Consider the following 25,053-nt stretch of genomic DNA (forward strand, 5'->3'; position numbering starts at 1 on the left):
CTTCGATCAGTCTTGAAGCAAACTCAGTAATCGCTCACGCGCCGCTTCCGGCTCGCCCGGCACGGGCTGGGCAGCCGAGACAATCGGGGTGGAATAGAGAAACAGCAGCATCATTGCCAGACGCATCGCCATGGTGTCGATCCTTATGGAAGAAAGGAGTCAATTTTTCAGCGTCAAATTTAAACACATGGCTATGTGATATTACAGTGGGTTTTTCAGAACACGCTGAAGCGCCTGATGAAAATGACGAAGCCTGCGATCTTTTCTCTCCCTGTCGAGACGAAAAGATCGCAGGCTTCAGTCGTTCCGGCGCGCTCAGTGCTGGGTCTTGTGATCCAGGGCTGCGTAGAAGTTGGCGCTCTGTTGCAGGTATTTCTCGGTGTAGCTCTGGGTACGATTCTTCTTGTCGCTGATCTCGATGCTGGCATTGGCCGGCAGCGCCACGGTGGCGGAGATGGCGGAAGCGGCGATAATGGAGAAGAGGTTCAGGTTCATGGCGGTATTCCTCGGATTCAGTTGGCTGTCTTGCCCGGTCGGGCCGTGAAGCAAACTTACGCGCCGAGGCGTCTCGTCTAGAAATGCTTTGCAATGCTAGCGAATATCAGTCCCGTTGATATAACCGCACAGGCCCCGAAAAACGGGGCCTGTGACCTATTGACGCTGGATGAACTTGACATCGCTCGGTGCATCCATCGGCAACTTCTGCACCGGCTTACCCAGCAGGCCGGTCTTTGGATCACGTTCGAACACCACGATCTGATTGCTCTTCTGATTGGCAACCAACAGGAATTTCCCGCTCGGATCGAGGCTGAACTCCCGCGGATGATCGCCTTCCACGGAGCGGCGTTGCAGTTCTTTCAGCGTGCCGGCAGCCGGGTCGATGGCAAATACCAGCACTTCGTTGCTGGTGCCACGGTTGCTGACATACAGGAACCTGCCATCCTTCGAGGCATGCAATGCCGCAGCCGCCCTCGCCGGCTGAGGCTTGCCCGCCGCCAGGTCAACCAGTTGGCGCTGGACCAGGCGACCGTCCTGGTAATCGAACACCGCCACTTTCGCGGTCATTTCCAGGGTCAGCCAGGCGTGCTTGCCATCGGCGCTGAACAGCAGGTGGCGCGGTCCGCTGCCGGGCGGCAGTTGCACGAACGCCGGGTCGGCAGCAGTCAGCGGCAGCTCGGGATTGGCCTTGGGGTCGTAGCGATAGATGAACACCTTGTCCGCCCCCAGGTCGTTGGCGAACACATATTTGCCGTCGGGCGACGACACGGCCGAATGCACATGGGCCGACATCTGCCGCTCGGGGTTGACCCGGCTTGGCTGGTGACTGCTCAACTGCACGACGGGCGCCAGCTTGCCATCGGCGCCCACGGGCAATACCGCAAGCGTACCGCCCGGATCCTCCACCACCGAATAGTTGCTGACCAGCAGATGCCGGCCATCGCCGCTGAGGCTGGAATGGGTCGGCTCATTGCCCACGGTCTGCACCTGGTTGATCAGGCTCAGTGCGTGGGTCGCCGGGTCGATGGCATAACTGCTGACCTTGCCCACCGGATCCTTCTGCCCCGGCCCATTCTCGTTGACCACGAACAGCCAGCTCATGTCCGGGGACAGGGTCAGCCACGACGGGTTGTCGGTCTTGATCACCTGCAACGGCTTGGCATCGAGCTGGCCGGTACGGCTGTCGAACTGCAGCCGGTAGACGCCCTGGCTCTGGCCCGCCGTGTAGGAGCCCACCAGCAATTGATAGCGCTCATCGGCGTTGGCGTACATGCCCATGGCACCCACGCTGCCGGCCATCAGCAATGGCCAGAGACTACGCATCTTCATGTTCGTCCTCCTCATCATGGCCACTGATCGCTTCCACACATTCCAGGTGGTGGTCGCCCGAATCGCTGGAAATGATCCAGTGCCTCGAAGCCGGGTCGAACGTCGCGGCCTGCATCTGCGCAGGCGTGAAACGCCAATGTGCGAGCGTGCGGCCATTCATGCACTCAACGTGCAACTGGTCCTGCTCGTCGAGGGAAAAATCGAATGCATGCAGCCCGTCGATGATCAGCATGTCGCAGGTTTCGAGGGCGTGCAGCAGAGTGTCGGTTACGGCAGTCATGGGAATCGGTCGGTCGCTGGGAAAGTGAGCATGATAGCTCAATGTCCGGGTTGGCCTTGGGCTATCAAGTCCGGAAGCGTGTTGCCCGGCAGATCGCTATCGCGAGCAGGCTCGCTCCCACAAGGGTTTCGGGGTGACCGCAGGACTCATGTCCACCGCCAATCCCCTGTGGGAGCCGGGCTTACCCGCGATGGCGGCGAACCTACCCACCCGGAACCTCAGAACAACCGCTGCACCTGCTCCAGCACCGCGCGGTTCATCTGGCCGGTATGGGTGTGCAGGCTGACATAGCTTTGCAGCATGTCGAGCTTGGTATTGAGCAGGTCCCGACGGGCCTGGAACACCCGCTGCTGGGCATCGAGGATGTCCACGGTGGAGCGCACGCCGCCCTGGAAGCCCTTCTCCGTCGACGTCAGCGCGCGCTGGTTGGACTCCACTGCGCGCTGCATCGCCTTGCTCTTGGCGAACCCCGCCACCACGCCCAGGTAATCGGTTTCGATGTTCTCGGCCAGTTGCTGGCGCTGCACGTCATAGTCCGACTGGGCACCGGCCAGTTGCGCTTCGGCCTTGGCCACCGAAGCACGCACCGAGCCGCCGCGATACAACGGGATATCCAGTTGCACGCCCACGTAATAAGTGTCTTGGCGCGGATCGAGTTCCTGGTACTGACGGGTTTCCCTACGGGTCAACTGAGTGGTCAGCGACAGACTCGGGTAGTGCCCGGCGCGCTGGCTGTCGGCCTGGGCCTCGGCCACCTTCACCGCCGCCAGACGGGCCGCCAGCTCGGGGCTGGCGTCACGGGCGATGGCCGTCCAGTAACGCAGATCCTGCTCCGGCGGAATCGGGCTGCCGAGGGGCAGTTCCTCACGCATCGGCTGGATGTCGTCGATGGGCACGCTGGCCCGGCCGGACAAGGCTCGCAACGCCGCCACCCGGCGAGCCTGGGCTTCAGCCTCCTGGGCCTCGACCAGATCGAGCCGCGCCTGGGCCTCATCGATATCGGTGATCGCGCCCTGGCCACCCTGGTAAAGCTTTTTGCTCTGGATGACCAATCCATTGATGGCCGCCTTCTGCTGGGCGATCAATTTGATTTCGTTCTCGGCCCGGGCCACATCGAAATACCCTTTGGCAACCCGGTCGTACAAGGTCTGGCCGGCAACATCGAACAGCTGGCTGCCCAGTTGCCCGCGAGCCTTGCCCTCTTGATAAGCCGCCCAGCGGCCCTTGTCGTAAAGCGCTTGTTGCGCCGCCAGAGTGACGCTGTTCGCCTGGTAGTCGTTGCTGTTGACGTAGCCCCTGTCATCGCCGCCGTCGGTACGTCCGCCGTAACCGTAGCGCGACGTCAGGGATACCTGTGGATACAGACCACCGCGGCCGATGGCCTCTTCGTTGCGCGAAGCGTCGAAAGCATGGGTGGCCGATTGCAGCGTCGGGTCATTGAGGCGTGAGGCATCGTACGCGGCGATCAGGCTCAGGCCACCTTCGGCGGCCCACGCTGAGCTGATCGCCACCCAACTGGTACACAGGCTCAACAACACGCGGGAGCGATAGAGGCGACGGTCAGTCATGCTCATTCCTCCTTGAAGGCAGCCAGCAAGCGTTCGCGCAAAGGTTTCATCAGGTAATTCATCAGGGTGCGTTCGCCGGTCACCACCGTGACATCGGCCAACATGCCCGGCCGTACCCACAGGCCGGCGGCCTGCAGCGAGGCGACGGTATCAGCGGGGATCTCGACCTTGGCGGAGAAGTACGGCTGGTGCGTCTGCTCGTTGATCAACTGATCCGCCGACACCGTACTGACCGTGCCCGTGACCGTCGGCGTGTCCACCCGCTGCAGCGCAGTGAAATGCACATGCACCGGCAGCCCCGGTCGCAGCTTGTTGGCCATCAGCGGCTCGAACCGCGCAGTGATCGCCATCGGCGCATCCAGGGGCACTACTTGCATCAGGGTCTGGCTGGCCTGGACGACGCCACCGACGGTGTGAATATTCAACTCCATGACCTGTCCGGTCGCCGGCGCGCGGATGGCACCATTGTCGACTTCGAACTGCAAGGCGCGGATCTGATCGGCGTAACCCGCCGCCTCGGCGGATACTTCGCTGAGCTGGGTTTCGGCATCGCGACGGAACTCCTGCTGCGCCTGCAAAGCCTTGAGCCGACTTTCGTTGATCGACTGGCGGGTCCTGCCGACATCACCAATCCCGGAGGCAATCTGACCGGCCAATTGGGCGGCGTTGCGCTCGGCCTCGAAGAGTTTGTTGCGCGGGACGTAGCCTTCACGCGCCAGGTCCCGCAGTCCCTCCAACTCCTGGCGCTGGAAGCGCATCTGTGCGTCGTAGTTGCGCTTGACCCCTTCGTAGCCGAGCAGTTGCTGCTCCAGCGCCGCCACTTCGTGCTCAATGATCTGCAAGCGGCTGCCCAACTCGGCGCGGCGGCTCAGGAACAACTGGCTCTGCAATGCCATGGCGGCCTTGACCCTTGGCTCGTCGGCACGGGCCAACAAGTCCTCCGGCCACTGGATATCGGCGCGTCCCAGGCGCTCGGCAATCAGGCGCGCCTCGATGCTGCGGTCGTTGAGCAACTTGCCCAGCGTCACGTCCAACTGCGCTTGTGCCTGCACGGTATTGAGCTGCACCAGCAATTGCCCCTGGCTGACGCGATCGCCATCGCTGACCAGCAGCTTTTCCACCACGCCGCCCACCAGCGACTGCACCGCCTTGCGCTCGCCCGCCACCACCACCGTGCCGCTGCCTACGACGCCCTGGTCCAGCGGCGCCAGGCAAGCCCAGAGCAACGCACCGCCCAACGCCAGCACCAGGAAACCCACGCCATAACGCGCCGCACTGCCGGCATCGGTATTGGCGCCGGGCAACGGGCTGACATTGCGCAGGCTCCTCCCCTGCTCGCTATACGCGTGTGGACTTGGAGTCAGATCATGCATCTTCACCAGCCTCCCTCACCGCAGCCGGTCGCGGCCCCGGCATCAGCGCCTTGAGTACCCGGTCCCGTGGACCGAATGCCTGTTGGGTCCCGTCCTTGAGCACAAGGATGTGATCGACCATCGCCAGCACGCTGGGCCGGTGGGTGATCAACACCACCGTGCTGCCCGCGGCCTTGAGCACGGCAATGGCCTGCACCAGGGCCTGCTCGCCGGCTTCATCGAGGTTGGAATTGGGTTCGTCGAGCACGATCAGCGCCGGACGCCCATAGAGCGCACGGGCCAGGCCAAGGCGTTGCTTCTGCCCGCCGGACAAGCCGAGCCCTCCGGGGCCCAGCGGCGTGTCATAACCCTTGGGAAACCTGAGGATCATTTCGTGGATACCGGCGTGACGGCTGGCGGTGATGATCTTGTCGGCATCCTGCTCGCCGAAGCGGGCGATGTTGTCGGCCACGCTGCCGTCGAACAACTCGATGTCCTGGGGCAGATACCCAAGGTGGGGGCCGAGGGCGTCGTGGGACCACTGGCTGATCTCGGCATTGTCCAGGCGTACCGATCCGCCCAAGGGAGGCCATACGCCGACCAGCGCCCTGGCGAGGGTGGATTTGCCACTGGCGCTGGGGCCCACCACGGCGAGCACCTCACCCTTTTCGAGATAGAAGTTGATCCCCCGCAGAATCGGCTGCGAGGCGCCGGGCGGGCCGACGTACAACTGCTCCAGGCGCACCGCGCCAGTGGGCGGCGGCAACGGCATGCGCAGGTGATCACGGGGATGCTGGGCAAGGAGCAGGCTCAGGCGCTGATAGCTCTGGCGCCCGGCATTGAATTGCTTCCACGAGCCGATGGCGATTTCCACGGGCGCCAAGGCACGCCCCAGCAGGAGCGACATGGCGATCATCATGCCCGGCGACAACTGGCCTTCCAGCACCAGCAGCGCCCCCAGCCCCAGCGACAGGGATTGACCGGAAATGCGCACGAAACGGGTCATCGAGGTGATACGGGCGCCACGGTCACTGGCATGGGCCTGGGCGGCGATGATGCGTTGCTGCAGCAGGCTCCAGCGCTGACGCAACGGCCCGAGCATACCCAGCGCCTGGATGACTTCGGCGTTGTGCAGCGTACTGTTGACGTAGACCGCCGACTGCACACCCAGGCGATTGGCTTCACCCAGGCGCGTGCGGGTCGCCAGTTCGCCCCACAGCGCCAGGCCGATCAGCACGAGGGCGAGCACCAGGGTCAGCACCCCGAACCAGTGGTGAAAAATGAATGCCACGAGCAGGAAGATCGGCAGCCACGGCGCATCGAGCAAGGCGATCAGCCCCTGCCCGGTAATCAATTGCCGCAGCGTCGCCAGGTCGCTGAGCACCTGCGCCGGGTTGGCGTTGTGCTCGCGCAGGCTGCGGGCAAAAGCGGCATCGAAAACCCGTTCGCCCAGGGCGTCGTCCAGCCCCGCGCTCATGCGAATCATCACCTCGCCGCGTACCCACTCGATCAAGGCACTGAACATGAACAGCCCCAGGGCGATCAGGGTCAGCATGAACAAAGTGGTTTCATTGCGACTGGTCAGGACACGGTCGTACACCTGCATCATGTAGAGCGACGGCACCAGCACCAGTAGATTGATGACACCGCTGAACAGCGCCAGGGACCAGAACACCCGGCGATAGCTCAATAACGCGGCATCGATGTCATGACGAGGATCGAGAAGCAGCCCCATAGAATGGCAACCCGCAAAAAAATAGTCGGTCCAGGACGCAATCCATCGCGAGTTTGTTTGCCCGAAGGCGTTTGAGAAGCCCATCGATACAGCTGACGTGACGCCGCCACGGCGCCAATTAATGACAACGCTCGAACGGGTTAGTGCCAGATCGGCAAAAAGGGTTTACAGGCAGGGTGACAGGCGGAGAGCCTGATTTCAGGAGGGTGTTTCAGAGGTGAAACAGATCGGGAATGGAACGCCTCTTGTGGCGAGGGGATTTATCCCCGCTGGGCTGCGAAGCAGCCCCAAACCAGACAATTCAAAATCGCTGGCAAATGAGTGCTCTGCATGAGGGCTGCTGCGCAGCCCAGCGGGGATAGATCCCCCCGCCACAGATTCCCCTCGCCACAAGTGTTTCATCTAGCTTTCCCTGGGGCTATCCCAGGGAAGCCGCCCTTTCCACCTGCGGCTGCTGCCGCGAGGTGACCAGACCGATAAAGGAAATGATCAACGCCAGGCCGAGGGTCGAGCTGACTTCGCTACGGTGCTCCGGCGTCACCATCATCACCGCCAGCGCCGCGCAGATGAACACGATGACCAGCCAGGTCAGCCAGGGAAACAACCACATGTGGAAAGTCAGCTCGACGTTCTGGCGACGCAGCAGTCGGCGCATCCGCAGTTGGGAGACGGCAATCGCCAGGTACACCAGCAACGCGATGGCGCCGGAACTGGCGAGCAGGAACTGGAACAGGCCGGCGGGCATGAAGTAGCTGAACAACGTGATACCTGCCCCCAACACGGTACTGGCAATCACTGCTGTGCGCGGGACGCCGTCCCCCGACGTTACCCTCAAGGCCTTCGGCGCATCGCCGCGTCGCCCCAGCGAATACAGCATGCGCGAGGCGATGTAGATCGAGGAGTTCATGCAACTGGCCACCGCAATCAGCACCACGGCATCCACCAGGAACTTGGCATGGGGAATGTTCATCAGTTCCAGGGCTCGCTGGTAGGAGCCCACCGAAGCCAGTTGCGGATCGTTCCACGGCACTACCGAAATGACCACGAAGATCGACAGCAGATAGAACACGCCAATGCGCCAGATCACTGAGCGCGTCGCCTTGGCGATGTTTTGCGCGGGGTTATCGGATTCAGCCGCCGCAATCGTCACCGCCTCTGTCCCGATGAAGCTGAACATGATGGTAATGAAGGCCCCGACCACCGCCGACAAACCGTTGGGTGCGAAGCCACCGTGTTCTTCCATCAGGCGGCTCAGGCCGCTGGCTTCCCGCTCGGGAATCCAGCCCATCAGAACGGCGAACCCCAGGGAAATGAAACCGATGATCGCCACGACCTTGGCCATCGCGAACCAGAACTCGAACTCGCCGTATTTGGACACGCTGAACAGGTTCGTCACCGCCAGGGCCACGATCGATACCGAAGCAAACAACCAGGCATCGATGGACGGAAACCACTGGTTCAACACATGGCCGGCGGCCAGCGCCTCGATGGGGATCACCAGGACCCAGAACCACCAGTAGAGCCATCCGATGGTAAAGCCGGCCCAGCGCCCGATGGCCTGGTCGGCATAGGTGGAGAACGAGCCGGTGTCCGGGCGGGCCACCGCCATCTCACCGAGCATGCGCATGACCAACACCACCAGCAGGCCGGAAGCCAGGTAAGCCAGCAATACAGCCGGGCCCGCCGCTGCAATGGCATGCCCCGACCCCACAAACAAACCTGCGCCAATGATCCCGGCAATTGACAGCATGGTGACGTGACGAGGCTTGAAGCCCTGTGCCAAGTGGCCGTTCGAATCCTTGAAACTGGGGCTGGTCATTTTCTTGTTCTCTTTTTAATCGACATTGAACGTACCGAGTAACAGACGCGGCGAAGAAACGGTGCGCCACGTTACCCGTCTCACTTGCTGACAGAATTATCTGTAAGCGCTCCTTTTGTGCCTGATCTCGTCATAAACTACGTAGCATTTGGCCATGCATCACCCATCCGAGGGCCATTGCAGAGCGTTTGCACTAAAAAGCCAGCATCTAAATAAATGCTTTAAATATTTTATCGAGTTAAGTATTTTGCATGGATCCGGGGCACTGTATGCCCTCTTTTCCAGTGACAAAGGACCTCCCGTGAGCGGACTGCGTGAACGTCAAAAAGCCGAACGACGCCAAGCCATCAGCAAGGCTGCGATCGAATTGTTCGAGCGTCAGGGCTTCCAGAACACCACCATCGAACAGATCGCCGGCCAGGCCGGGGTATCGGCCCCTACGGTGTTCAAGTATTTCGGCAACAAGCAGGAGATCATCCTTGAAATCCTCCACGAGGCCGACCAGCGTGCGCTCAAGGACACACGTCTGCAGGTCCCTGAAATAGAGGATCCGGTCGAGGCGCTGTGTTACCTGGAACGGCTGCTGACGGGTTACGCCCTGGAAGTCATGCACCCCAGTCTCTGGCGCGAACTGCTGCCCTTGATCCTGTTTGGCGGCGACGGCGGATTGCCGGACGGTTATCGCGCCATGAACGATGCGCTCAGGGCTGAAATCAGTGGCCTGATCAAGGAACTGCAGCAGGCCGGCAAGCTGCGCGACGACCTCGACGTCGAGCTGGCCGCCTTTTTGTTGAACGATTATTCACACTTGCAACTGTTCAGGCTGGTCAACCAGGAACAGCCGGATATCGAGGCACACTCTGCCCAGGTCAAGCGGATCACCGCATTGTTGTTCCAGGGCATGCGTGCCTGAAGGAAGACGCTGACAGATCGCCATCGCGAGCAGGCTCGCTCCCACAGGGGATTGGCACCGGCCGCAGAATGTGTGTCCACTGAAGAACCTGTGTGGGAGCGAGCCTGCTCGCGATGACGGTGGATCAGCCACTGCAGAGTCGACTGATAAACCGCCTTCGCGAGCAAGCCCCACAGGTTTTGTAGATGGACACTCTCCTCCATCAGCGATTGGTCTTGATGGCCGTCCAGGTACGCGTGCGGATCCGCTCGATTGCAGCCGGCATAGGCTCCAGGGCGAACAATGTCTTGCGCGCGTCATCCGGGATATACATCGCGGGGTTGTCACGGACCTCAGGGTTCACCAGCGCGGTGGCGTCCTTGTTGGGGTTGGGGTAGCCGATCTTATTGCTGATACGGGCGATGACATCGGCCCGCATGATGTAGTTGATGAACGCATGGGCCTCCTGGATATGGGGGGCGTTGGTGGGGATCATCATCACGTCCGACCACATCGGCGCACCTTCCTTGGGCAGCGCCATTGCCACTTTGACACCCTTGCCAGCGGCATCGGCCAGGCGCTTGGCGAGCGCCACGCCGCCTGACCAGCCTACGGCGATGCAGACGTCGCCATTGGCCAGGTCCATGCCGTAGCGTGACGAATTGAAGTAGGAGATGAACGGCCGGATCTTGGCCATCGCCGCCTGTGCCTGCGGGTAGTCCTCACGTTTCTGACTGTTGGGATCCAGTCCCTTGTAATGCAAGGCGATGGGCAGGATCTCGTTGGCTGCATCGAGAAAACCGACCCCGCAACTCGCCAGTTTGGCCAGATTTTCTTCCTTGAAGATGATGTCCCAGGTGTCTATCGGCACATCGGCTCCCAGAGCCTGCCGAACCTTGTCGACGTTATAGCCGATCAGTGTGGTACCCCACAGGTATGGCGCCGCATAGCGGTTGCCCGGGTCACCCACGGCTTCCAGGCCTTTCATGAACTCCGGGTCCAGTTGCTGCCAGCTTGGCAGTTGGCTGCGGTCCAGAGGCTGGACGGCGCCGGCGGCGATCAAGTGGCTGACGTTGGAACTGCCCGGGTACACCACGTCATACCCGGAGTTGCCGGTCAGTAGCTTGGACTCCAGGGTCTCGACACTGTCAAACACGTCATAGATCGGGCGGATCCCGGTCTCCTCCTGAAAGCTCTTGAGGATTTCCGGCGGCAGGTACTCGATCCAGTTATAGATTCGCACCGTCCGCTCTTCAGCCACGCATGCACCGCTGGCCAGCAACGAAACGAGAGCACCCAACACCGTGTTACGCAAAGACTTGTTCATGGCAAAACACTCCAGCGCGGCCGCGAAGGCTCGCGGCATCAATAGCGATAGGTGAACGATAATTCCAGCGCGCTGAATTTCCGGTCGTTGCCAAACACCTGCTTGGCCGCGGCCATCGGCTTGACCCAGTTATAGGACAGCGAAGAGACCAGCGCCTTCGACGGCGCCCAGTCGAGGAAGGCGACGCTCTCGTCGGCAAAACGCCGGTCACTGACCGCCGTGCCCATGTAGTTCTTTTCGTCCAGCCAGAACTGGTAGTGGATGGCCCCGAGGTTGAGGGTCTCGTTGAGGTGGGTCTTGATCGAGAACTGCTGTACGTTTTCGTTGCTGTTGAACAGCAGATAGTTGCCGACAACATCCCCTACCAGCCAGGTCCCCCAGTCGACATAGCCCTTACTGAGCGGATCCCAGGACTTCTGGCGGTTGTCCGTCAGGTTGTCATCGCCGGAAAAGCTCGCGTAGCGATAGCCCACGACCGGCGTCAGCGGCAAGGCATCGAAGGCATAGTCGGCCTGGCCATACCAGGCCTTGGCATCATACTCGACACCCTCGCCGTTGCCGCGTTCCACCGCGTATTCGGCGTTGAGGGTCAAGGCCGGCAAGCCCGGGACCTTGGCGTTGAGCGCCCGCAGGTTATACACCTGCATGCCGTCCCGGCGCAGCGGCGTGGCGCCTTTGGGGCCGAGGGCATTGACCTTCATGGCCATGGCGCCGAGAGTCACTTGATCGTCGAGGTTGTAATCGAGGTTGGCCCCGGTCATCCGGAAGTCACCCAGGTCATCGTCGGTGCGCAAGGTGAACGCCTGGGTTTTCAAGGTGCCGTGATCCCAGGCCAGCACCGCCGAATCCTTGAAAGCGCTCCTTGGTGCGAGCCAGTAGGCGCCGTCCTTGAGCTGGTCCAGATCACCGTCCATGACGATGAAGCCGGTGCCGATCATGTAGTTCTGGCGGCCGGCGGTGAACGTCCACTCCCCGGCCCGGAACCCACCGTAGAGTTCCTCGGTGGCCACCTCGCCATCGGAACTGCGGGTGAAGCCGCCGGCATCGCCATCGCCGAAGGTCGTCGCCCCGACCAGCGAGCCACCGGCCAGCAGGCTGAAGTCCGGCTGCAAGGCGTACTCAAGTTTGACGCCAGGCTTGACGTAGAACTCCTGCCAATCGATTTTGCTGCCGCCATTCTTGCGGCTGCGCATGTCGATACGGCCAGCGCCGAAGTTGACATTGCGGGTGGAAATCGCCGCAGCGCCTGCGGTGACGTTGACCTCACCCTTGAGATTGCCATCCTCGAAGGTATAGCCCGCCAGCGCGGCCTGGGCCGTCAGGGGTAGCCCGACCGCGAAGAGCGTTCGAGAGAAACGCATCGTGGAAACCATGTGAAGCTCCTGTGTGATTTATTGTTGTTACAGGGCAGTAAATGGCGGCGCAGAACGTCGCCAACACCTGGCGGGACCAGGTGAATGGAACGCGATTCTTGTAATCGGCAAACGTGGTCAGGCGCTGAGGTGCGCCGCAATGGCGCGCAGCATACGCACGCTGTCCCCGTCGAACGGGCTGACGGCCTCGTTCAGAGATGACTGCTTGACGATCACCACGCCGGATGGCTTGTCGACGAACAGGTACTGGCCATGAATGCCGCCGGCCATGAGCGCCTGGCTGTGGTCGTTGAAGACGTACCACTGGCTGCGATAGGAAGCGCCGGGGGTCCAGGCTTCAAAGTCGGGGGATGTGGCGTAGATCGCCGGATCGGCACCGGCGGCGATGCGCGCAATCGTCTCGGGCGACAGCAACTGGCGCCCGTCGTGACGGCCGTCACTGGCCAGCAGGCGACCGAAGCGCGCCATGTCGCGCAAGGTGGCGTTGAAACCGGCACCGGCTACGCTGCGACCCCATGGGTCGGCCATGAAATAGCCGTCGCGTTCACACCCCAACTGGCTCCAGATATCTTCCAACAGACGATGACAGGATTTGCCACTGGCGCGTTCCATGACCCAGGCCAGGGCTTCGGTGGTGGCCGTCACGTAGTGAAAGAAACCGCCATGATCGCCCTGCTTTCGGAGCGACGGCAGGAACTGGTACAGCGATTCGAACTGGGCGTATTGCGTGGGTGCCGGTTGGAAACCGCAGGCATAGCCGTACTGGGAGCTCTCCGAATCCGGATCCTCGTACACCTCGCTGTATTGGATGCCCACGGCCATATCAAACAACTGGCGTACGGTTGCATCGGCGTATGCACTGCCTTCAAGTTCCGGTACGTAGTGGGCCGCGGGCAGCGCCGGATCCAGCACACCGTCGCTGACCAGTTGTTCGCCGAGGGTACCGATCAGCGATTTGGTCACCGAAAACATGACATGTCGGTCCTGAGGCTCCTGGCCGTTGAAATAGCGCTCAAACAGCACGGTGCCGCCCTGCATGACCAGGAAAGCATCGGTCTGGCTGGCCACCAGGTGCTCAAGCACGCTGATGCTCAAGCCGCATTCGCTATTGAAGTGCAGTTCATCCAGTACAAGTGGAGCCTGCTTCAGCACGCTGACCGGCCCCGCCCCTGCCTGCACATCGATGGAAGGCCGCAGGCGCGCCAGATTGCGAAAGCCCCATTGATTGAAGGGCGCACGCATCCAGTTGTGCCAGGTGACACGCTGGTGAGGTTCGGCCGGAAAGCCTTGCATGAACGAAGAAGTGGAGCGTGCGTCGGAGGACGACTCATGCGTCTCGACATAAAGACTGGCCAGTGAAGGCGCGTTGTTCTGATTCATCGGGTTTCCCCTGGAGATGACTCTGCGTGACAGCAGATGCAGGGAAATAATTACCCGATGATATTTTTTAGTCAATAAAACTTTTTATTGATGTTGTGTTTTTTGCCTTGTTGGGACTCCATATTTTCCCAGGGATGACACAAAACCCAGTGGGAGCAATACCTCCGTGACAGACACCCCGCCTTCGCGAGCAAGCCCGCTCCCACATGGGATCTGGGGTGGACGCAGCTTTTGCATACACCACCCGCCCCTGTGGGAGCCGGGCTTGCCCGCGATGGCGGCGGCACAGTCAACATCTCAGTGGCGGACACTCCGCCATCGCGAGCAGGCTCGCTCCCACATGGGATTCGAGGGTGGACGCTGCTTTTGCATACACCTCCGGCCCCTGTGGGAGCCGGGCTTGCCCGCGATGGCGGCGGCACAGTCAACATCTCCGTGGCAGACACTCCGCCATCGCGAGCAGGCTCGCTCCCACATGGGATTCGAGAGTGGACGCAGCTTTTGTATACACCTCCGGCCCCTGTGGGAGCCGGGCTTGCCCGCGATGGCGGCGGCACAGTCAACATCTCCGTGGCAGACACTCCGCCATCGCGAGCAGGCTCGCTCCCACATGGGATTCGAGGTGGACGCTGCTTTTGCATACACCTCCGGCCCCTGTGGGAGCCGGGCTTGCCCGCGATGGCGGCGGCACAGTCAACATCTCCGTGGCGGACACTCCGCTTTCGCGAGCAGGCCCGCTCCCACATGGGATTCGAGGGTTATTCGGGAGGGTGTCAGGCGCTGCGGTTCAGCGACTCGGCCATCCGAACCAGGTCGGCGAACGATTTGGCGTGCATTTTCTTCATCGCATGGGCGCGATGAATTTTCACGGTGATTTCGCTCAGGTGCATCTGCCCGGCAATCTGCTTGTTCATCAGGCCCTTGACCGCAAAAGCCATCACCTCTTTCTCGCGGACGGTCAGTGTCTGGTAGTGGGCATGCAGGTCGGCAGACTGCTGCCGGATTTCGCGACGTTTGATATCTGCCTGGAGCGCGGCGGTCACGGCGTCCAGCAGATCCTGTTCACGGAATGGTTTGGCCAGGAAATCCACGGCGCCGGCTTTCATCGCCTTGACCGACATTTCGATATCGCCATGGCCGGTGATGAAGATGATGGGAATATTCGAGTCCGACTCCGCCAGCCAGCGCTGGAAGTCCAGGCCACTGCTCCCCTGAAGTCGCACATCGAGCACCAGGCAACTGGCGCAATCCGTCTTCGGCTGCTGTAGAAACTCCGCGGTGGAAGCAAACGTCTCGACGCGGATTCCGACCGAGCGCAACAAATTACTCAATGCATCGCGAATGGAGGCATCGTCATCCACCACGAACACCATGGAGTCCTTGTTGCCCGGCTCATGGGATGAGGGACTACCGTTCATGCACGATCCTCTTGGGTGGACGGAAAAAATTCTAGCACAGGACACTAGGCCACCCAGTACGGCTCCAGTGCCGAAATCAAAGCGAGCAGAGCATGGGGACGATGGAAGCAGGCATCGACCTGCGCACTGTAGCTGTTCCCGCTGACGCACCAACTGCAGAAATGCTCGCAGTTGTTGAAGAGCACCCTGTACTGAGCTTCACCCAATCTCGAGCGCGCCCGTTCAGCGATTTCCTCGCTGGAGTACTTGCAAGGTTCCTGAAGCATCCAGACCGGCTTGCCGTTGGCAAAGCGCTCAAGATCAGTCACCTCGATGGGACCCGGGCGGAGCGAGCCACTGAACCCCGAGTAATGAACAACGTCTGTCCCGCCCAGGTAGATCCCGTGATGCAGGTAGAACCGGCGCGGGCTGACCAGGTGGGCGCCTATCGGCAAGTGGGCTGCAGGTTGCTCGACATCGACGGGGCGCAATGAAACATCCATCAGGCGCGTCGGACGTGGGTGGCAGTGGCGTGGCTCGGCGAGCCTGTGGCTCTCGGCTATCGGCATGCTCAAGCGGTAGAAAGCGCTCGTCGTGATGAGCGCCATGCAAATCAGCGCTATCGAACGAAGGGATGACAGTTGCTCTGCTGCCCTGGCGGTCAAGTTACTCATGACACATTCTCCGCAGTCCTTGATGGGGAATATATCGCCGGGGTTATCGCGTTTCATTTGTACGTGGGTTGGTTCGGGTGACCGATTGATATATGCCCCCTAAACCTAAGTATTAAACCGGCGCGCTCATGAGCGGGCGATGGGCAGCGTGAACTGAACGGTGGCGCCGCGCGGAGTGTTGGCGATGGCCCTCAGGCAACCGCCATGAGCTTCGATGATCGAGCGACAGATCGACAGTCCCAACCCCAGGCCGGTGGGCTTGGTGGTGTAGAACGAGGTGAACACCAGGTCAGTGCTTTGCGAGGCGAACCCCGGACCTGTATCGCTCACACTGACGAGCACGCAATCCGCCTCGCCCAGCGTCGCGCGGATCACCAACTGCCGCTCGCCCGCACTGATGCTGCCCATGGCCTCCAGTGCATTCATGATCAGGTTGAGCAAAACCTGCTGCAGCTCTACCCGGTCGCCTTCAATCAGGGGTAAACCGTCCATGAGTTGTGTCTGTATCGAAGCACCGCTCTTGATGATCTGGCCACGGGTAAACTCGATCATCTCCTCGATGGCCGCGTTAATGTTCACCAGGCCCTTCTGTGGCGGTGCCTTGCGGATATGTCCACGGATCCGACCAAGCACATCCGCCGCTCGATTGGCATCGAGGATGAGGCGCTCCAGTACCGGCCGGACTTCTTCGATGTCCGGTGGCTGGGCGTTCAACCAGCGTAGTGCCGCATTGGCGTTGAGGATGGCGGCGGCGATCGGCTGATTGACTTCGTGGGCAATCGAAGCCACCAATTGCCCCATGGTCGCCACGCGGTTGGCATGGGCCAGTTCGGTTTGCACCTCGCGATAGCGGCGTTCGCTTTCACGGATTTTTTCTTCCGCCTGCCTGCGCTCGGTCAGGTCCAGTACAAAGGCAACCCCCTCATTGCTACCCGCTTCGAACAGAGCCAGGCCGACAATGACCGGCAAGCGACTGCCATCTTTCCTGAAATATTCCTTCTCGTAGGGCCGGGCGTGTCCGGTCAGCAACGCTTGCGCCAGCGAGCGGTCGCTGAGCTCACGAAACTCCGGCACGGTCAGGTCTCTCCAGCGCAGGCCGCCGGAGGCAAGGTCTTCTCGCTGGTAGCCCAACATGCGCAGGAACGCATCGTTGGCCTCGATGATGTGCCCGTCGGCATGCCAGACGAGAATCCCGATGATGTTGGCATCCACCAGGCGGCGGATCTTCGCTTCGCGCTCGGCGACCTCGCGGTACAAGCGGGCATTTTCCAGGGAAACGGCGGCCTGTGAGGCCACCAGCTTCAATACGGCGATCCGGCCCGGACTGAACACGTGGCCCGCCAGATTGTTTTCCAGATAGAGCGCACCGACGAGCTTGGCCTGGTTGGTCAGAGGCAGGCACAGGAGCGAACGGACCTGCTGCTGACGGATATAGGGATCCGTGGCAAACGGCGCCTCGACCAGGGCATCGCCCAGTACCACGCTCTCGCGGGTGCGCAGGACATGATAAAGAACCGACTCCGGCAACAACGCGGCGTTCACCGGTGCATTTCGCAGTTGCGTGGTGGTACCGCCAGCAGTCACTTGCGCAGCGATCCGGTGCTCACCGTCCTGCAAGAGAACCAGCAGCCCGCGTTCGGCACCGGCCTGTTCGATCGCAGTGCCCATGATCATATCGATCAGTTTTTCCAGAACGATTTCGCCCGACACGGCCTGTGAGACCTTGAGGACTGTAGCCAGGTCAAGGTGTTCGACCGGTGTCGCCATCGTTGTGGTCGGGCCGGGCGCGGGCTCTTCGCTCCTGAGCGCGGGAAACTTGTCTTCAAGCTGCCGCACCTTGCCATCGGCGCCCCAGCGCAGGTAACCGTAACGGGCATCCTGCAAATAGACCCGGGCAATCTTGCCGAACCCGCGCGCCCGGTAAAAACGCGAAGCGAGCTCATTGGCAAGCGCCTCGACATGAACAAAACCGCTGGCTTGGGCAGTTTGCAAGGCTTGCTCGTAGAGCCGCTCGGCATCGATCACCCGCCCCTCGACCCGGGCGATCTCGGCTCCGACCAGGGCGGCGCGACTGGCAAAGTTCTCCGGACATTGCCGGGCCCAGGCCTCGAGCCACTGGTGGTCGGCCGCCATGGCGATCAGGTGCTGCGCCTGTTCGCCTGCCGAGACGCTGTCACAGCGGGCGGCCCGGGCCAGCGCACTGTAGAAGTGATACTCGGCTTCCTCGCAGAACGCCTGGCAAACCCAGAGCAGTTGGTGAGCCTTGGCGGCCGCCTCAACGGCAGCCTCCGCATCGTCGGCCAGGTAACGCGCCTGTAATTTGCGGACCCAATACAGACATTCGGCCAACACCAGGTCCGGATTACCAGACAAGTGGGCTTCGGTGGCAGACTCGTTCAACTCTGCATCGTCCAAGCGACCGAAGGTCGGAGTCTGACCTCGGAGCATTCGGATCAGCGTCAGTTGCGTGACGATGAAGTCAGTCACCAACCCAAACCCCACCTTCCTTGCATACACCAGGCCCCGTTCAGACTCACCTTGTACGTCATGCAACGGCTCACCGGCGAACAGCAGGTCCGCGACGAGGTTGTTGCCGGCATAGGCACCGTAGGGCAGATCGCCGATCCGGTTCGCCGCTGCAAACGACCGACGCAGCAGATCGCGACACTCCCCCACCGGCCTCATCCAGCGCACGGCGAAGCACGAAAAACACAGGTAGGTGCTGGCCTCGAATCGCGTCAGGCCTCGCCGTTCGACAAGTGCGCAACCGAGCTGGCCGAATCGGAACCCCATTTCGTGGTCTCCAAAGCGCCGGCCGGCGACCCGGAAGAAATTGGCGTAGAGCACACAGGATGCATCGCAGTTGCCGCGCTCCAGGCTCAGATTGACCGCTTTGCAGATCAACAGATCCGCAAGGTTGCCGTCGCTCTGCAAGGCCGGTGCGAAGAGTTTGCCCAACGCGTCGAGGGTCATGAGGGACGTCGGATCTTCCATGAGCGGCAAATCGATAAGATCCTCGATGGCCCGCTCCCCGAGCAACAACCCGATGCGCTCGTACTCCTCGCGGACCTCGGCGTCGCTCGGATGAGCCGTCCATTCGATGCCCACATGGCGCAGGTAGTCCAGGCAGACCGCAACCGCGCCATCACTGCGGTCCAGAAGCAAATAGACATCCATCAGCAGACAGGCAACGCTGGCCCGTTCGATCACAGTCGTGGCGCGATCCGACAAAGCGCTCAGGCCCGCGTCCGCCAGCTCCAACTGTCCAGTCAACAGCTCGCACTCGGCCCGACTCAACGCCAAGGCAAACACCAGCCCATGTCGACGGCTCCAGCATTCCTCATCCAGCAACTGCATGCCGGAGCTGAAGTAATTAAGCGCCGAGGCATAGGCTGTCGACGCCTTGGCCCGCTGACCGGCAATCAGGTTGAATTGCGCCAATTGTTCACGCTCGTCCTGATCCGTGATCAGCGCCGCGCCGAGATTGAGTTGGCCGACGATATCGAAAATCCCCTCATCCCGTTCCCGTTCGCAGCTCTGCACGGCAAGCAGGCGTCCGATACGCAGATGGGCCTCGGCACGTGAGTCCTCGGGAATCAGCGAATAGGCCGCTTCATGGATACGGTCATGAACAAACCGATAGGCGCCGTCCAGGCGCTCGACCAGTTCCTGGCGAATCGCCTCCCACAGCGAGGCTCTGAGCTGCGTCTCGGGAGTGCCCAGGACAGTCGAAAGCGCTTTGAAGCCGGCAACGTTACCCAGGCACGCCAGTTGCTGCAGAGCCAGCTGCGTGTCCTCCGGCAGACGGACCAGCTTGCCGACCATCAGGTCCACGATGTTGTCGGTATAGCCCTTGGCGTGGATGCGATCCGGGTCCCACCACCATTGACGAGCCTCATGATCGAAGGTCAGCAGATGCTCCTCGGCGAGCGCTTGCAGAAACTGGATCACGAAGAACGGATTACCGGCGGTTTTATCCAGCACCAGTTGCGCCAGGGGCTCGATACGTGAGCGTTCGTCCTGCAGCGCTTCGGTGATCATCTGCTCGACATGCGCCTTGTCCAGCGGCGTCAACGTGATCTCGCTGACCTTGCCTCCCGCGCTGCGAATGGCCTGGAGCTTGGCGGTCAACGGGTGCGAGACGTCCACTTCATTGCTGCGGTAGGCGCCGACGAGCATAAGGTGTCGCACGTCGGAGCTGGTCAGCAAGTCCTCCAACAGGTCAAGGGTCGCCGCGTCGAGCCATTGCAAATCATCAAGAAACAACGCAAGCGGATGGGCTTCGCGAGCGAACACACCGATAAAGCGCCGGAACACCAGCAGGAAGCGGCGTTGCTCCTGCTGCGGATCAAGGGACGTGACCGGTGGCGGCTCACCGATGATCAGCTTGAGTTCAGGTATCAGGTCGGTCATCAGACGCGCGTTTACGTCCAGTGCCTCCTGCAAGGCGTCCCGCCACTGCGTCAGCTCTGCGTCACTCTTGCCCAGCAGCGTGCGCACCAGACTCTGGAACGCCTGGACCAGGGTCGAGTAGGGAATATCGCGCCGGTACTGATCGAACTTGCCACTGGCGAAGAGCCCTCGCGGCGGCACGAGCGCCTTGTGCAACTCATTGACCACCGATGACTTGCCGATGCCGGAATAACCGGTCACCAGTACCAGCTCCGGTGAGCTGCTGTTGACGATCCGCGAGAACGCGGCAATCAGGGTGTCGACCTCTTGCTCGCGGCCATAGAGTTTTTCGGGAATCAGCAACCGATCCGACGCACCGTGCTCGCCCAGCGCAAAGGCATTGATACGGCCCAGTCGCTGCCAGTCCTCCAGGCATCGCCGCAGATCATGCTCGACACTGGCAGCCGTCTGGTAGCGTTCCTCGGCGGTCTTGGCGAGCAACTTCATGACAATGAGGGACAGCATCTCGGGAACGGTTGCGACCCGTTCGCTGGGCGGCAAGGTCTTTCTAGCGATATGGCAGTGCACCCACTCGATGGGATCGGAGGCGGTGAACGGCAGCGAGCCGGTCAGCATCTGGTAGAGGGTGACGCCGAAGGAATACAGGTCGCTGCGCGAATCGATCGAGCGATTCATCCGACCGGTCTGCTCAGGCGCCATGTACGCGAGCGTGCCGGCCAGGGTCTCGGGCGCCTGTCGCTCCCGGGGCAAGCGCGAGGCGAGGCCGAATCCCGTGAGCCGGGTCTGACCGTCAGTGCAGTTCACCAGGATATGGCTGGGCTTGATGTCCTTATGAATGAGGCCCTGCTGGTGCAGCTTGCCCAGCGCCACGGCAATACCCACGGCAAGCCGCAGGAACGTGGCGGTTTCCATGGGCGCGATCAGCAGTTGCATGAGCGGCACGCCGCCCGGGTCCTCGAGCACCAGATACACCTGGGCGCCTTCGCGCAGCATCTCCAGCGGGCGCACCGACCAGGTGCTTTCCAGCTCGTCCCTCAGACCAAACTCATGAGCCAGACGGCCCAGGCAGCCAGGGCGAGGTTGCTCGCCCGCAGGTCGGGCAACCAAGACAGAATACGTGCCATCTGCGTCCGAACGCAGTTGCCGACAGAAGGTACGCTCACCATCGTCCCATAATATTTGCATGCTGTTTTCCACCGGCACGGGAACAATAAATCGTTGGTTATCCAGGGCTGTTGCAAGACGCCGTCGGGAACGGAACGAGTCGTGTCACCGGTCTGTAGATTAGCGTCCCGCGCCCCCCCTTCACAGCTATTTCCGTTGAGCAGGAGTGGACCGATTCATTGAGCGGAACGAAACGACCCTTAGGTTTTAACAGGTTATACGTAGGTATACTTCTGCGCTTTGCGAGACCGCGTATCGTGTAATTCACGACAGGCGCTGTCACGAGCGACCCCTATGGAAGACACCCAGATACGCAACACGCAAACCATTGCAGTCGTCGATGATGACGAGTCCGTTCGGGCCGCCCTCAAAAGTTTGTTGCGCTCCAGCGGCTATGACGTGCGCACCTATAGCAGCGCCCTGGACTTTCTCGACACCGCCGGCCCCGCCGGGACGAATTGCCTGGTTTCCGACATCCAGATGCCAGGCATGAGTGGCGTGGAACTGCACGAGCGACTCGGTGCGATGGGTTTCAGGATACCCACCATTTTCATCACCGCCTATCCCGGAAAAGTGTCCCGCTTGGGCGCCAACACTCCCGGGCTGGTGGCCTGCCTGCCAAAACCTTGTGAAGCCGACCGGCTGCTGGAGTGTATCGAGACCGCCCTCAACCAACGGTACTGACCACTCCCACTCATACCTTCGTATAGTCCGCCGCCACTGACGTATGGTTTTTCTGAACCGATGTAGAAGTGCGCCAGCAAGCTGCCCTCAATAACATGGACTCACGGCGGGCGACTCGCCCGTAAGTCTTGCGGGGATTTGGCTATGTCGGCATTTTTCGAGTCACCTCAACGCATCCTGAGACGGTTCAGTATTGGCGTTATCGGCATGGGGGCAATTTCCCTGGCGGGCTGCATGGTCGGTCCCGACTTCTTGAAACCGGGGAACGGCCTCGACGCCCTGCAACTGACGCCACGACCCGAGCACGCCAGTGTCACGCCGCTGTCCCATGCCGCAGTTCCACCCCAGTGGTGGCTGCTGTTCAACGACGCAACGCTCGCCCAACTGCAATCACGCGCCCAGGCCGGCAACCTCGATCTGCAGATGGCCACCGAGCGCATCGAACAGAGCCGGGCGCAATTGGGCATCACCTCATCGCAGTTGCAACCCAACGTCGGCGCCTACGCCAGTTACACCCGTGAGGCCCTCAGCGAGAACGGCAGGTTCGCCGCCCTGGGAGCGCCTACCGACGCCACCAATCTCTGGCAACTGGGCTTCGATGCCAGTTGGGAAATCGATCTATGGGGCCGGGCCCGACGCGCCCGCGAAGGCGCGGCGGCGGCCCTGGAAGCCACCGTGTATGACCGCGAAGCCGTTCGGGTGGCCTTGTCCGCCGAAGTGGCTCGAACCTATCTGCAATTACGTGGAACCCAGGCGCAGCTGACCATTGCCCGGCAAAACCTCGATATCGCCGAACGGACCCTGGCCCTGGCTGAAAGCCGCGAACGCAATGGCGTCGCCACCCACTTCGAAACTGCGACCGCTCGCGCACAACTGGCGACGATCAAGGCCCTGCTGCCCGAATTGAGCCAGCGTCGCAATGCCCAGATGAATGCACTGGCGTTGCTGCTGGGCGAACAACCCCGCACGCTCGACGCCCAGTTGGGCCCAGCGATGCCCTTGCCTTCGCTTCCCACCCGCATACCGGTCGGCGTTTCTTCCGAACTGGCCCGCCGGCGCCCCGACATCCTGCGCGCCGAAGCACGGTTGCATGCCGCGACCGCTGCCATCGGCGTTGCCAAGGCCGATTTCTACCCGCGTATCGGCCTCAAGGGACGCCTTGGCGTGGAAGCCTTCAACAGCGGCGACCTCAGCAGTTGGGATTCACGTACCTTCTCCATCGGCCCGACGGTTTACCTGCCAATCTTCCAGGGTGGTCGACTGACCCAGCGCCTGGCACTGAATGAGTCACGGCAGAAAAGCGCCGCCCTCGCCTACCGCAAGACGGTTCTGCGGGCCTGGCATGAAGTCGATAACGCCCTGGATGCCTGGGCCGCCCAACAGCGCCAGCACGACGAACTGCAGATGTCCTTCGAGCAGAACAAACAGGCACTGCATGCGGCTGAGCGCGGCTACCAACAAGGTGCCGCCGATTACCTGAGCGTGCTGACAGCACAACTCAACGTGCTTGCCAGCCAGACCCGCCTCAACACCAGCGCCACCGATGCCACGCTTACCGTGGTCAATCTCTACAAATCCCTGGGCGGTGGCTGGGATCCGGAGGGCGGACAATGAACGTCGCCGCCGCGTCGCCGGTCACCGCTGACGCTGGCGAAGCGCCCCGGGCCCGCTCCTCCGTTCGCCCGCTGGTCGGCCTTGTCGGTATTTTTCTCGCAGCCATGATGGCCGGGTTGAACACCCGGGTCGGTGCCCTGGCGCTGGCAGATGTCAGGGGCGCGCTGGGCTTGGGCTTCGATGGCGGTTCATGGCTGACCACGGTGTACAGCGCCGGAGAACTGATCGCCATGCCCTTTTCGGCCTGGTTCGCCCTGACCTTGTCGTTGCGGCGCTTCGAACTGTGGATGCTCGCTGCTTGCACCTTGCTCGCCTTGATCCTGCCGTTCATTCACAACCTGGAACTGTTGTTGATCCTGCGTTTTGCCCAGGGCATTGCCAGCGGTACGACGATACCCTTGCTGATGATGGCGGCCCTGAAATTCCTCCCGCCGGCCATACGGCTATACGGCTTGGCGCTGTATGCGATGACCGCGACGTTCGCGCCCAACCTGTCCATCTGGCTGGCCGGAAGCTGGACGGACGGGCTGCATGACTGGCGCTGGGTGTATTGGCAGATCATTCCCCTGGCCCTCATCGCCGCCTGCTTGATCGCCTGGGGACTGCCCCGGGAGCCCATCCAGACCCCGCGCTTTCGCCAGGCCAACTGGTCCGGCATGGCCTGCGGTGTACCGGCGCTGGGCCTGATCACCATTGCACTGGACCAGGGCGTGCGGCTGGACTGGTTTCAATCACCGCTGATCACGGCATCCCTGGTGATGGGCCTGACTTTGATGGCGATCTACTTGTTGACCGAGTGGTATCACCCGTCGCCGTTCATCAAGTTGCAGATCCTCGGGCGCCGCAACCTGGGCCTGGGTTGCATCCTGTTTCTGTCATTGCTGGTGGTGCTGATGTCCAGTTCATTGTTACCGGCCAGTTATCTCGGCCCGCTGCAAAACTATCGTCCGCTGCAGATGGCATCGATTGGGTTGATCGTCGCGCTGCCACAACTGGTGCTGGGGCCTGTCGTGGCGCTGTTGCTGTACCGCAAGTGGGTCGACGCGCGCATCGTGTTCGCCTCGGGCCTGGCGCTGATCGCCCTGGCGTGCCTGTGCGGTGCGCAACTGACGGGCGACTGGAATCGCGACCAGTTCATCCTGGCGCAAACGCTGCAGGCCTTCGGACAACCCATGGCGGTGGTGTCGATGCTGTTTCTGATCACCAGCGTGGTACAGCCCCCAGAAGGCCCTTATGTGTCCGGCACCATCAACACGCTGCGGGCCTTTGGTTCGCTGTTCGGCGCGGCGGTCATCGGCCAACTCATGACCGTGCGCGGCCGCTTCCATGGGGACATGCTGCTGGATCAAGCGGCCCTGGCCGGCAACGCTGTTGGCATGCCTGAGCCGTTTTCCCTGATGAACATAGTCAGCCAGCAGTCGCTGGTGCTGTCCATCGCCGATGCCTACCGCGTGCTGGGCCTGCTGGCGCTGCTGATGATTCCCCTGGTGCTGCGGCTGGCCTACATCCCGGCACCTGTTTTGACACCTCCTTCTCCCTCACACGGGTAACTCA

18 protein-coding genes are annotated in these 25,053 nt (G+C 61.6%); 4 read left to right on the top strand and 14 right to left on the bottom strand.

The genetic code is table 11. The features are described 5' to 3' along the window. Positions 1-6 precede the first annotated feature (6 nt). The 8 genes from AD665_RS28010 to gabP form a co-directional block, all read right to left on the bottom strand. Positions 7-132 carry a hypothetical protein gene (locus AD665_RS28010; RefSeq protein WP_268934871.1) on the bottom strand — a complete coding sequence of 42 codons (126 nt, stop codon included), beginning with the start codon at positions 130-132 and terminating at the stop codon, positions 7-9. A gap of 183 nt (positions 133-315) precedes the next feature. Further along, positions 316-495: a hypothetical protein gene (locus tag AD665_RS11865; RefSeq protein ID WP_024779691.1), complete on the bottom strand. Its 180-nt coding sequence runs from the start codon at positions 493-495 to the stop codon at positions 316-318. A 156-nt stretch (positions 496-651) separates the two neighbouring features. Then, on the bottom strand, positions 652-1,821 hold the full coding sequence (locus AD665_RS11870; RefSeq protein WP_053192494.1) for a lactonase family protein: 1,170 nt from the start codon (positions 1,819-1,821) through the stop codon (positions 652-654). Continuing rightward, positions 1,814-2,107, bottom strand: coding sequence for a DUF5629 family protein (locus AD665_RS11875; RefSeq protein ID WP_024779693.1), 294 nt, complete (start codon positions 2,105-2,107; stop codon positions 1,814-1,816). The genes AD665_RS11870 and AD665_RS11875 overlap by 8 nt, the downstream gene beginning before the upstream one ends. A 218-nt stretch (positions 2,108-2,325) precedes the next feature. After that, entirely contained in the window at positions 2,326-3,675 is a 1,350-nt protein-coding gene (locus AD665_RS11880; protein ID WP_024779694.1) for a TolC family outer membrane protein, read from the bottom strand. A gap of 2 nt (positions 3,676-3,677) precedes the next feature. Next, a complete protein-coding gene (locus AD665_RS11885; RefSeq protein WP_053192181.1) occupies positions 3,678-5,048 on the bottom strand; it encodes an HlyD family type I secretion periplasmic adaptor subunit in 1,371 nt (456 codons plus the stop codon). Beyond that, positions 5,041-6,762 (bottom strand): type I secretion system permease/ATPase, encoded by a 1,722-nt coding sequence (locus AD665_RS11890; protein ID WP_053192183.1) that lies wholly within the window; start codon positions 6,760-6,762, stop codon positions 5,041-5,043. Before AD665_RS11890 ends, AD665_RS11885 begins: the two co-directional genes overlap by 8 nt. 418 nt (positions 6,763-7,180) lie before the next feature. Continuing rightward, the gene (gene gabP / locus AD665_RS11895) at positions 7,181-8,581 is read right to left on the bottom strand and encodes a GABA permease (protein ID WP_024779697.1); all 1,401 of its coding nucleotides are present in this window, start codon (positions 8,579-8,581) and stop codon (positions 7,181-7,183) included. Between the two features lie 301 nt (positions 8,582-8,882). On the opposite strand from gabP, the gene AD665_RS11900 reads away from it, so the two are divergent. Continuing rightward, entirely contained in the window at positions 8,883-9,494 is a 612-nt protein-coding gene (locus AD665_RS11900; protein WP_024779698.1) for a TetR/AcrR family transcriptional regulator, read from the top strand. A 202-nt stretch (positions 9,495-9,696) separates the two neighbouring features. Here the strand turns inward: AD665_RS11900 and AD665_RS11905 are convergent, their stop codons facing one another. The 6 genes from AD665_RS11905 to AD665_RS11930 all read right to left on the bottom strand — a co-directional run bounded on the left by AD665_RS11905 (position 9,697) and on the right by AD665_RS11930 (position 21,222). Then, complete coding sequence (locus tag AD665_RS11905; protein ID WP_024779699.1) at positions 9,697-10,800, bottom strand: polyamine ABC transporter substrate-binding protein; 1,104 nt, start codon at positions 10,798-10,800, stop codon at positions 9,697-9,699. Between the two features lie 38 nt (positions 10,801-10,838). Then, positions 10,839-12,173 (bottom strand): alginate export family protein, encoded by a 1,335-nt coding sequence (locus AD665_RS11910; protein ID WP_053192185.1) that lies wholly within the window; start codon positions 12,171-12,173, stop codon positions 10,839-10,841. A 117-nt stretch (positions 12,174-12,290) separates the two neighbouring features. Further along, entirely contained in the window at positions 12,291-13,553 is a 1,263-nt protein-coding gene (locus tag AD665_RS11915; protein WP_053192187.1) for a serine hydrolase domain-containing protein, read from the bottom strand. 773 nt (positions 13,554-14,326) lie between these two features. After that, a complete protein-coding gene (locus AD665_RS11920) occupies positions 14,327-14,971 on the bottom strand; it encodes a response regulator transcription factor (RefSeq protein ID WP_024781152.1) in 645 nt (214 codons plus the stop codon). Between the two features lie 44 nt (positions 14,972-15,015). After that, positions 15,016-15,624 (bottom strand): lecithin retinol acyltransferase family protein, encoded by a 609-nt coding sequence (locus AD665_RS11925; protein ID WP_024781151.1) that lies wholly within the window; start codon positions 15,622-15,624, stop codon positions 15,016-15,018. Between the two features lie 126 nt (positions 15,625-15,750). Beyond that, the gene (locus tag AD665_RS11930; protein ID WP_024781150.1) at positions 15,751-21,222 is read right to left on the bottom strand and encodes a trifunctional serine/threonine-protein kinase/ATP-binding protein/sensor histidine kinase; all 5,472 of its coding nucleotides are present in this window, start codon (positions 21,220-21,222) and stop codon (positions 15,751-15,753) included. A 273-nt stretch (positions 21,223-21,495) separates the two neighbouring features. Here AD665_RS11930 and AD665_RS11935 point away from each other — a divergent pair, with 273 nt between their 5' ends. The 3 genes from AD665_RS11935 (at position 21,496) to AD665_RS11945 (ending at position 25,049) form a co-directional block, all read left to right on the top strand. Next, on the top strand, positions 21,496-21,885 hold the full coding sequence (locus AD665_RS11935; RefSeq protein WP_024781149.1) for a response regulator transcription factor: 390 nt from the start codon (positions 21,496-21,498) through the stop codon (positions 21,883-21,885). A gap of 144 nt (positions 21,886-22,029) precedes the next feature. Next, positions 22,030-23,499 (top strand): efflux transporter outer membrane subunit, encoded by a 1,470-nt coding sequence (locus AD665_RS11940; RefSeq protein WP_024781148.1) that lies wholly within the window; start codon positions 22,030-22,032, stop codon positions 23,497-23,499. Further along, positions 23,496-25,049, top strand: coding sequence for an MFS transporter (locus tag AD665_RS11945; protein ID WP_024781147.1), 1,554 nt, complete (start codon positions 23,496-23,498; stop codon positions 25,047-25,049). Before AD665_RS11940 ends, AD665_RS11945 begins: the two co-directional genes overlap by 4 nt. The last annotated feature ends 4 nt before the right edge of the window (positions 25,050-25,053 follow it).

It is taken from the genome of Pseudomonas corrugata (genome assembly GCF_001269905.1).
Taxonomy (GTDB): Bacteria; Pseudomonadota; Gammaproteobacteria; order Pseudomonadales; family Pseudomonadaceae; genus Aquipseudomonas; species Aquipseudomonas corrugata.